Genomic DNA, 9,463 nt, shown 5'->3' on the forward strand with positions numbered 1-9,463 from the left:
GCTACAGAACCTCCAGGTGATCTTGTTCGTGGAATGAGACACCCCCGAAGGCCGTTAGCATGGACATCCGCACCGATCAAGGCCATTTGGGGAAGGTGTCATGACTGCAAACGTCGACGGAGTGCCCGAGAAATTCGCGACGCTCGGGCTGACATACGACGACGTGCTGCTGCTGCCCGGCGCGTCCGACATGGCGCCCGACCAGATCGACACCTCCTCGTACATCTCCAAGAACGTGCGGGTGAACATCCCGCTGCTCTCCGCCGCGATGGACAAGGTCACCGAGGCCCGCATGGCGATCGCCATGGCCCGGCAGGGCGGCGCCGGTGTGCTGCACCGCAACCTCTCCATCGCCGACCAGGCCAACCAGGTCGACCTGGTGAAGCGCTCCGAGTCCGGCATGGTCACCGACCCGATCACGGTGCACCCGGACGCGACGCTGCGCGAGGCCGACGAGCTGTGCGCCAAGTTCCGCATCAGCGGTGTCCCGGTCACCGACGCCGCGGGCAAGCTGCTCGGCATCGTCACCAACCGCGACATGGCCTTCGAGTCGGACCGCACGCGCCAGGTGCGCGAGGTCATGACGCCGATGCCGCTGGTCACCGGCAAGGTCGGCATCTCCGGCGTGGACGCCATGGAGCTGCTGCGCCGCCACAAGATCGAGAAGCTCCCGCTGGTCGACGAGGCAGGGGTCCTCAAGGGCCTCATCACCGTCAAGGACTTCGTCAAGGCCGAGAAGTACCCGAACGCCGCCAAGGACAAGGAAGGCCGGCTGCTGGTCGGCGCCGCCGTCGGCGTCGCCGGTGACGCCTTCGAGCGGGCCCAGGCGCTCGTCGAGGCCGGTGTCGACTTCATCGTCGTGGACACCGCCCACGGCCACTCCCGGCTGGTCGGCGACATGGTCGCCAAGATCAAGTCGAACGCGTCCGGCGTCGACGTCATCGGCGGCAACATCGCCACCCGGGACGGTGCCCAGGCGCTGATCGACGCGGGTGTCGACGGCATCAAGGTCGGCGTCGGCCCCGGCTCCATCTGCACCACCCGTGTCGTCGCCGGCATCGGTGTCCCGCAGGTCACCGCGATCTACGAGGCGTCGCTCGCCGCCAAGGCGGCCGGTGTCCCGGTCATCGGCGACGGCGGCCTGCAGTACTCCGGCGACATCGCCAAGGCCCTGGTGGCCGGCGCGGACACCGTGATGCTCGGCTCGCTGCTCGCGGGCTGCGAGGAGTCCCCGGGCGAGCTGATGTTCATCAACGGCAAGCAGTTCAAGTCCTACCGGGGCATGGGCTCGCTCGGCGCGATGCAGAGCCGCGGCGACCGCAAGTCCTTCTCCAAGGACCGCTACTTCCAGGAGGGCGTCGCCTCCGACGAGAAGCTGGTCCCCGAGGGCATCGAGGGCCAGGTCCCCTACCGCGGCCCGCTCTCCGCGGTCGTCCACCAGCTCACCGGCGGTCTGCGCCAGTCGATGTTCTACGTCGGCGGACGCACCGTCCCCGAGCTCCAGGAGAACGGCCGGTTCGTCCGGATCACCTCGGCGGGCCTCAAGGAGAGCCACCCGCACGACATCCAGATGACGGTCGAGGCGCCGAACTACAGCAGGAAGTGACGCGACCACACGCATGAGGGGCGGTCCCGGGGGTTCCCGGGACCGCCCCTCGGGCGTGTGTCGGGGATACTGGACAGCGCAGACATAGAGGGAAAGGCCACACCATCGTGACTGAGATCGAGATCGGGCGCGGCAAGCGCGGCCGCCGGGCGTACGCATTCGACGACATCGCCGTCGTGCCGAGCCGTCGCACCCGCGACCCGAAGGAGGTCTCGATCGCCTGGCAGATCGACGCCTACCGGTTCGAGCTGCCGTTCCTGGCCGCCCCCATGGACTCGGTGGTCTCCCCGCAGACCGCGATCCGCATCGGCGAGCTCGGGGGCCTCGGCGTCCTCAACCTGGAAGGTCTGTGGACCCGGCACGCCGACCCGCAGCCGCTGCTCGACGAGATCGCCGAGATGCCCGTCGAGTCGGCGACCCGCCGCCTCCAGGAGATCTACTCCGCCCCGATCCAGGAGGAGCTGATCGGCCAGCGCATCAAGGAGGTGCGCGACTCCGGCGTCGTCACCGCCGCCGCGCTCTCCCCGCAGCGCACCGCCCAGTTCTCCAAGGCCGTCGTCGACGCGGGCGTGGACATCTTCGTCATCCGCGGCACGACGGTCTCCGCCGAGCACGTCTCCGGCGCGGCCGAGCCGCTGAACCTCAAGCAGTTCATCTACGAGCTGGACGTCCCGGTGATCGTCGGCGGCTGCGCCACGTACACCGCCGCCCTGCACCTGATGCGCACCGGTGCGGCCGGTGTCCTCGTCGGCTTCGGCGGCGGCGCCGCGCACACCACGCGCAACGTCTTCGGCATCCAGGTCCCGATGGCGACCGCGGTCGCCGACGTGGCCGGGGCCCGCCGCGACTACATGGACGAGTCCGGCGGCCGGTACGTGCACGTGATCGCGGACGGCGGCGTCGGCTGGTCCGGCGACCTGCCGAAGGCCATCGCCTGCGGTGCGGACGCCGTGATGATGGGCTCCCCGCTGGCCCGCGCCACCGACGCCCCGGGCCGCGGCCGGCACTGGGGCATGGAGGCCGTCCACGAGGACGTGCCGCGCGGCAAGCTGGTGGACCTGGGCTCCGTCGGCACCACCGAGGAGGTCCTGACCGGCCCCTCGCACACCCCCGACGGCTCGATGAACATCTTCGGCGCGCTGCGCCGGGCGATGGCGACGACGGGGTACAGCGACCTCAAGGAGTTCCAGCGCGTCGAGGTGACGGTGGCGGACTCGCAGCACAGCCGCTGAGCACTTCCCCGTGCGTCCCGCACAGGATGTGCGGGACGCACGGGACGTACGGAAGAACGGGCGAGGGCCCCGTGCACCGCTGATCGCGGTGCACGGGGCCCTCGCCGTGTCCGGTGGATCCGCCCGGTGCGGGCGGGATCCTTCGCGGGACCGTGTGGGACCGGGCCGGGGTTACGCGGCCTTCTTGGCGCCACCGAACGCGGCGACGGCGCCGAGCAGCAGGAAGATGTAGGCCTTGAAGTCCGCCGCCTCGCTCCACGCCTTCGTCAGCACGTCGAAGTTGTCGAAGAACAGGGTGGCCGCGGACTGCTGGGCCAGGTCGGACAGGATGATCGAGACGCCGATGAGCTGGCCGAGGTAGACGGCGCCCACCGACAGGACGGCGCTGACCACGGGCAGGATCGGGTTGCGGCCGCCGACCTTGCTCGCCGCGAAGCCGACCAGGAAGCCGACACCGATGGCGATGTAGCCGATCTCGCGCTCGATCGCACCGGCGATGACGCCGTACAGGAAGGCCGCGACGAGTGCCGTGACCAGCGCCGTGAGCAGACCGAGGCCCACCTTGTCGCGCACCGGGGCCGGAGGGGCGAACGGCGCGCCGCCGAACGGCACGCCGGGCTGGCCGGGCTGCTGACCACCGAACGGGTTCCCACCGGGCTGCTGACCCCCGAAGGGGTTGCCGCCGGGCTGGCCCCCGTACGGGTTGCCGCCGGGCTGGGCGTTGTACGGCTGCTGGGGCTGGTTCGGCGGCGGCACGGGCTGGCTCATGAAGGAATCCCCCTGGAACGGAAGCGCACGATTGTGCGAGAAGTGACGCCGCAGGCTAGCAGCCGTCTGTGACATCGCCCACCGGAATCTTCCGCGAAATCTTCCGCGAAACCCTTCTCACAGCCGATGCGCGGCCCCTGCCGGGGTGGCCCCACGGGTGTCCAGGAGGAGCTGTGCCTTCACCGCGAGGCCCTGGAGGTCGTAGGTCCGGTGGTGCTGGAGCAGCACCGTGAGGTCGGCGCTCGACGCGGCCTCGTACAGCGAGTCGGCGCGCGGAACGGGCAGCTCGCGCACCCGCCAGTCCAGGACGTGCGGGTCGTGGTAGCCGATCTGCGCCCCCATGTCCATCAGCCGGCCCGCGATCTCCCGGGCGGGGGACGCCTCCTGGTCGGCGAGATCGGGCTTGTAGGTGACGCCGAGCAGCAGCACCCGGGCGCCGCGGACGGATTTCCCGTGCTCGTTCAGCAGGGTGGCGCACCGCTGGATCACGTACTGCGGCATCCGGTCGTTGATCTCCTGGGCGAGCGAGACCATGCGCAGCGGGTGGCCGGGGGTGCGGCTGCGGTACGGGAGGCAGCCCGGGTCGACGGGGGCGCCGTGGCCGCCGACGCCGGGGCCGGGCCGGAACGGCTGGAAGCCGAAGGGCTTGGTCTCGGCGCACCGGATGACGTCCCAGAAGTCGACGCCGAGGTCGTGGCAGAGCACCGCCATCTCGTTGACCAGGGCGATGTTGACGTGCCGGAAGTTGGTCTCCAGGACCTTCGTCATCTCGGCCTCGCGCGTACCGCGGGCCCGTACGACCTTGTCGGTGAGCCGGCCGTAGAAGGCGGCGGCGGATTCGGTGCAGGCGGGGGTGAGGCCGCCGATGACCTTGGGGGTGTTGGCGTAGCCGTGGGTCCGGTTGCCGGGGTCGAGCCGGCCGGGGGAGCAGGCGAGGTGGAAGTCGCGGCCGGCGCGCAGCCCGGAGCCCGCTTCGAGCAGCGGCAGCACGTGGTTCTCGGTGGTGCCGGGCGGCACGGCCGACTCCAGCAGGACGGTGGTGTGCGGGCGCAGCCGGGCGGCGAGCGCACGGGCCGCGTCGTCGACGGCGGTGAGGTCGAGGTTGCGGTCGGCGCCGAGCGGGGTGGGCGCGCAGATCACGGCGGTGCGGACGCGGCCCAGTTCGGCCGGGTCGGTGGTGGGGCGGAACCCGCCGGAGAGCATCCGGCGGATCTCCGAGGCGGTGAGCGATCCCTCGACGGGGGTGCGGCCCGCGGAGAGCTCCGTGCAGGCGCGTGGGTCGGTGTCGTAGCCGACGGTCTCGATGCCGGCGGACACGGCGGCTTGGGCGAGGGGCAGGCCGAGGTGGCCGAGGCCGATGACGGCGAGGTCTGCGGGCATGTGGAGGGCCGTCCTTCCCGATCGGTCCAGGACCATGAAGGCAGAAAGCGCAACTGCTGGGACAGCGCAATGTCACACTAGGGTTAAATATGACCTATATGTCGCATTGCAAGGCTCCTGTCGCCCTGGTGTTGTCCACAGGCGGTGGCCGAAGTCGCTGACGGCGGACAGAATCGAGAGGTGGGCACGGGCCGTCCGGCTTTCGCGTCGGATCGTGCTCCGGTGCCGGACCACCCCGATCCATCCGGGAGGCAGCGGTGAGGACAGCGACACTGGGACCCGCGGAACGCGCCGAGGCGCTGGCCGCGATGGCCGAGCGCGAACTGGACGTGCTGGTCGTGGGAGCGGGCGTGGTCGGCGCCGGTACGGCGCTGGACGCGGTGACGAGAGGGCTCTCGACCGGCCTGGTCGAGGCCCGCGACTGGGCGTCGGGCACGTCGAGCAGGTCGAGCAAGCTGATCCACGGCGGGCTGCGCTATCTGGAGATGCTCGACTTCGCGCTCGTGCGGGAGGCACTGAAGGAGCGCGGCCTGCTCCTCCAGCGGCTGGCCCCGCACCTGGTGAAGCCGGTGCCCTTCCTCTATCCCTTGCAGCACAAGGGCTGGGAGCGGTTCTACGCCGGTTCCGGGGTCGCGCTCTACGACGCGATGTCGGTGTCCTCGGGCCACGGCCGGGGGCTGCCCGTGCACCGGCACCTCTCCCGCCACCACGCCCTGCGCGTCGCCCCGGCGCTGCGGAAGGACGCCCTGGTCGGGGCGTTGCAGTACTACGACGCGCAGATGGACGACGCCCGTTACGTGGCGACGCTGGTGCGCACCGCCTCCGGTTACGGCGCGCACGTGGCCAACCGGGCGCGGGTGATCGGCTTCCTGCGGGAGGGCGAGCGGGTCGTCGGCGCCCGCGTCGAGGACGTCGAGACGGGCCGGGAGTACGAGGTCAGGGCCAAACAGGTGGTCAATGCGACCGGGGTGTGGACGGACGACACCCAGGCGCTGATCGGGGAGCGCGGCCAGTTCCACGTGCGGGCGTCCAAGGGCATCCACCTGGTCGTCCCCAAGGACCGCATCCACTCCACGACCGGTCTGATCCTGCGGACCGAGAAGTCCGTCCTCTTCGTCATCCCGTGGGGCCGGCACTGGATCATCGGGACGACGGACACCGACTGGGACCTGGACAAGGCGCACCCGGCGGCGTCCAGCGCCGACATCGACTACCTGCTCGAACACGTCAACTCGGTCCTGGCCACACCTCTGACCAGGGACGACGTCGAGGGCGTCTACGCCGGCCTGCGGCCGTTGCTGGCCGGCGAGTCCGACGCCACCAGCAAGCTCTCGCGCGAGCACACGGTGGCGCATCCGCTGCCGGGCCTGGTGGTCGTGGCGGGCGGCAAGTACACGACGTACCGGGTGATGGCGAAGGACGCGGTGGACGAGGCGGTGCACGGCCTCGACCAGCGGGTGGCGGCCTGCGTCACCGAGGACATCCCGCTGCTGGGGGCCGAGGGGTACCGCGCGCTGTGGAACGCCCGCGCGAGGATCGCGGCCAGGACCGGTCTGCACGTTGCCCGGGTGGAGCACCTGCTCAACCGCTACGGCTCCATGACCGAGGAGATCCTCGAACTCGTCGTCGGCGATCCGGCGCTGGGCGAGCCGCTGCCCGCGGCCGACGACTACCTGAAGGCCGAGATCGTCTACGCGGCCTCGCACGAGGGCGCCCGTCACCTCGACGACGTGCTGACCCGTCGTACCCGGATCTCCATAGAGACCTTCGACCGGGGCACGCGCAGCGCCAGGATCTGCGCGGAGCTGATGGCGCCGGTGCTGGGCTGGGACGAGGGACAGGTCGACCGGGAGGTCGAGCACTACGAGAAGCGGGTGCAGGCGGAACGGGAGTCGCAGCGGCAGCCGGACGACCTCACGGCGGACGCGGCGCGGCTCGGGGCCCCGGACATCGTGCCGATCTAGGCCGTTTCGCCGGGGTGCTCATCACGCGGCCGTGTGCGTCGGCAGGGGACGGCGCACACGGCTCGGGGGACGCACACGGGTCGGGAGGAGACACGGCTCGGGGAGGGGGCGACTCCTCCGGGGGCGGTTCAGGAGGGAGCCGGGGTGGCCGGGGTGCAGAACTCCGCGTCGAGCAGTGCCCGTTCGAGGGACTCCCCGTCGGTCAGGGTGTCCGTGTCGGTGCGGTACGTCAGGGTGTGCCGCCCGTCGCGGGTGGCGGCGGTACGGACGTAGCTGCCCGCTATGCGGCCGCCGTGGCCCCAGACGGTGGTGCCGCAGGACAGTTTCAGCGGATGGATGCCCAGTCCGTAGACGCCGTGCGTGGCCTCCGTGTCCAGCATGGCCGTCAGCTGGGCCGGCGGGAGGAGCCGGCCGCCCAACAGGGCCGACTGGAAACGGTCGAGGTCGCCGAGGGTGGAGATCAGCTCCCCGGCCGCGCCCGCCGTGCGCGGGTCGAGGACGGTGACGTCGCGGAGCGTGCCGTCGGCCGGGTCGCGGGTGTAGCCGCGGCCGTGCGGGGCGGGCAGGCCGGTGCGGGCGCCCGGGAGGGAGGTGCCGGTGAGGCGAAGGGGGTTGATGATGCGGTCGCGGATCTCGGTGGCGTAGTCGTGCCCGGTCACTCGTTGGACGACGAGTCCGAGTACGGCGTAATTGGTGTTGGAGTAGGCGTAGTGGCCGGGGGCTCCCGTCGGGCGGTGGGCCAGGGCGACCCGGATCGCGTCGGCGGGGGAGACGGGACGGGCGGACGCGTCGGCGGTGTAGTCGTACAGGCCGCTGGTGTGGTTGAGCAGGGCGCGCAGGGTGATGCGGCGGCCGTCGTTGCCGTGACCCCCGATCAGTCCGGGCAGCAGCCGGTCGACGGGGTCGGACAGGCGCAGCCGTCGCTCCCCGGCGAGTTGGAGCACGACCGTGGCGACGAAGGTCTTGGTGATGCTGCCCGCCCGGAACCGGTCCGCCTGCCGGATGCCCGGCCCCGTCGAGCGGTAGGTGTCGTACGGTGCGGAGGGGACCCGACGGGCCAGCAGTGCCGCCGTGGGGGCGCCTCCCCGGGCGACGAGCCGAGGAAGGTGGGTGGCCGCGGGGGCGAGGTGTGGTTCGCTGGGCGGGGTCGCTGTTCCCAGGACGAGCAGCACCAGCACCAACGGGGTGACGAACAGTGCCCTGGGCATCGGCATGGCGGGGAATCCCTTTCTCCGGGCACATCATGACGGGCCCGCGGACCCGGCACCACGACCGGTGTCGGGGTGAGGGACAATGAACGCTCTGCCAGGGCGGGTTGATCGCAGAGGGGACGCATGTCGGAGGCGGAGCAGGCACGGGAGCCCCAACGGGACACGGACGGACGTCTCCTCGCGGGTCGGTACCGGCTCGGGGAGGTGCTCGGCCGGGGCGGTATGGGCACGGTCTGGCGTGCCGACGACGAGACGCTGGGGCGCACGGTCGCGGTCAAGGAGCTGAGGTTCCCCTCGGCCATCGACGAGGACGAGAAGCGCCGGCTCATCACGCGCACCCTGCGCGAGGCGAAGGCGATCGCCAGGATCCGCAACAACAGCGCCGTGACGGTCTACGACGTGGTCGACGAGGACGACCGGCCGTGGATCGTGATGGAGCTCATCGAGGGCAAGTCCCTCGCCGAGGCCATCCGCGAGGACGGGGTCCTGACGCCGAAGCGGGCGGCCGAGGTCGGCCTCGCGATACTCGACGTGCTCAGATCGGCGCACCGCGAGGGCATCCTGCACCGTGACGTGAAGCCGTCCAACGTGCTGATCGCCGAGGACGGCCGGGTCGTGCTGACCGACTTCGGCATCGCCCAGGTCGAGGGCGACCCGTCGGTCACCTCGACGGGCATGCTCGTCGGCGCGCCCTCGTACATCTCCCCGGAGCGCGCCCGCGGGCACAAGCCGGGCCCGCCCGCCGACCTGTGGTCGCTCGGCGGCCTGCTGTACGCCAGCGTCGAGGGCTCCCCGCCGTACGACAAGGGGTCGGCGATCGCCACCCTGACCGCGGTGATGACCGAGCCGCTCGACCCGCCGAAGAACGCCGGTCCGCTGAAGGACGTCATCTACGGCCTCCTCGCCAAGGACCCCGAGCAGCGGCTCGACGACGCGGGCGCCCGCACCCTGCTCAACGATGTGCTCCACGCGCCCGAGAAGCCGGAGCCCGCGCCGGTTCCGCCCGCCGAGGCCACCCAGGTCATGGCCCTGCCCAAGGCGCCGGACGAGCCCCGCCCCAAGGCGGCGTCGAAGTCCGCGGAGCAGGGCGAGGGCGCGCGGGACCGGCTGCGGGGCGCGCTGCGTTCCGTGCGCAACGCGAAGGCGGCCCCGGTCGCCGCCGCCGGTACGGCCGCTGCCGCCGCCCCGGTCACCGCCCCGCCCCCGCCCCCGGCGCCCCCGTCCGCCGCCGCGGCGAGCGGGCCGGCGTCCCTGGCGAAGCCCGGCCGGCCCGCACCCCCGGCGACCGGCGCGGCCACGGTG

General features: G+C 71.8%; 7 protein-coding genes. 4 read left to right on the forward strand and 3 right to left on the reverse strand.

Features of this window, described 5'->3' with window-relative positions; genetic code table 11:
• Positions 1 to 100: 100 nt before the first annotated feature.
• Both guaB and ABZZ04_RS22225 read left to right on the forward strand, forming a co-directional pair.
• Entirely contained in the window at positions 101 to 1,606 is a 1,506-nt protein-coding gene (guaB, locus tag ABZZ04_RS22220) for an IMP dehydrogenase (protein WP_356933908.1), read from the forward strand.
• A 107-nt stretch (positions 1,607 to 1,713) separates the two neighbouring features.
• Positions 1,714 to 2,838 carry a GuaB3 family IMP dehydrogenase-related protein gene (locus tag ABZZ04_RS22225; protein ID WP_148838755.1) on the forward strand — a complete coding sequence of 375 codons (1,125 nt, stop codon included), beginning with the start codon at positions 1,714 to 1,716 and terminating at the stop codon, positions 2,836 to 2,838.
• A 171-nt stretch (positions 2,839 to 3,009) separates the two neighbouring features.
• On the opposite strand, the gene ABZZ04_RS22230 is transcribed toward ABZZ04_RS22225, so the two are convergent.
• Both ABZZ04_RS22230 and ABZZ04_RS22235 read right to left on the reverse strand, forming a co-directional pair.
• Positions 3,010 to 3,606 (reverse strand): hypothetical protein, encoded by a 597-nt coding sequence (locus tag ABZZ04_RS22230; RefSeq protein ID WP_356933909.1) that lies wholly within the window; start codon positions 3,604 to 3,606, stop codon positions 3,010 to 3,012.
• A 117-nt stretch (positions 3,607 to 3,723) separates the two neighbouring features.
• The gene (locus ABZZ04_RS22235) at positions 3,724 to 4,986 is read right to left on the reverse strand and encodes a nucleotide sugar dehydrogenase (RefSeq protein WP_356933910.1); all 1,263 of its coding nucleotides are present in this window, start codon (positions 4,984 to 4,986) and stop codon (positions 3,724 to 3,726) included.
• Between the two features lie 257 nt (positions 4,987 to 5,243).
• Between ABZZ04_RS22235 and ABZZ04_RS22240 the strand changes: the two genes are divergently transcribed.
• Positions 5,244 to 6,950, forward strand: coding sequence for a glycerol-3-phosphate dehydrogenase/oxidase (locus tag ABZZ04_RS22240; protein ID WP_356933911.1), 1,707 nt, complete (start codon positions 5,244 to 5,246; stop codon positions 6,948 to 6,950).
• A 128-nt stretch (positions 6,951 to 7,078) separates the two neighbouring features.
• Here the strand turns inward: ABZZ04_RS22240 and ABZZ04_RS22245 are convergent, their stop codons facing one another.
• Entirely contained in the window at positions 7,079 to 8,164 is a 1,086-nt protein-coding gene (locus ABZZ04_RS22245) for a serine hydrolase domain-containing protein (RefSeq protein WP_356933912.1), read from the reverse strand.
• A gap of 120 nt (positions 8,165 to 8,284) precedes the next feature.
• On the opposite strand from ABZZ04_RS22245, the gene ABZZ04_RS22250 reads away from it, so the two are divergent.
• Positions 8,285 to 9,463 (forward strand): serine/threonine-protein kinase (locus ABZZ04_RS22250; protein WP_356933913.1); only part of this gene is annotated, 1,179 nt, incomplete at its 3' end.

It is taken from the genome of Streptomyces sp. NPDC006435 (assembly GCF_040612315.1).
In the GTDB taxonomy this organism is placed as follows: domain Bacteria; phylum Actinomycetota; class Actinomycetes; order Streptomycetales; family Streptomycetaceae; genus Streptomyces.

Coding starts and splice junctions, on each gene's coding strand:
- guaB (WP_356933908.1), top strand. CDS start 101: ATGACTGCAAACGTCGACGGAGTGCCCGAGAAATTCGCGACGCTCGGG.
- ABZZ04_RS22230 (WP_356933909.1), bottom strand. CDS start 3,606: ATGAGCCAGCCCGTGCCGCCGCCGAACCAGCCCCAGCAGCCGTACAAC.
- ABZZ04_RS22235 (WP_356933910.1), bottom strand. CDS start 4,986: ATGCCCGCAGACCTCGCCGTCATCGGCCTCGGCCACCTCGGCCTGCCC.
- ABZZ04_RS22245 (WP_356933912.1), bottom strand. CDS start 8,164: ATGCCGATGCCCAGGGCACTGTTCGTCACCCCGTTGGTGCTGGTGCTG.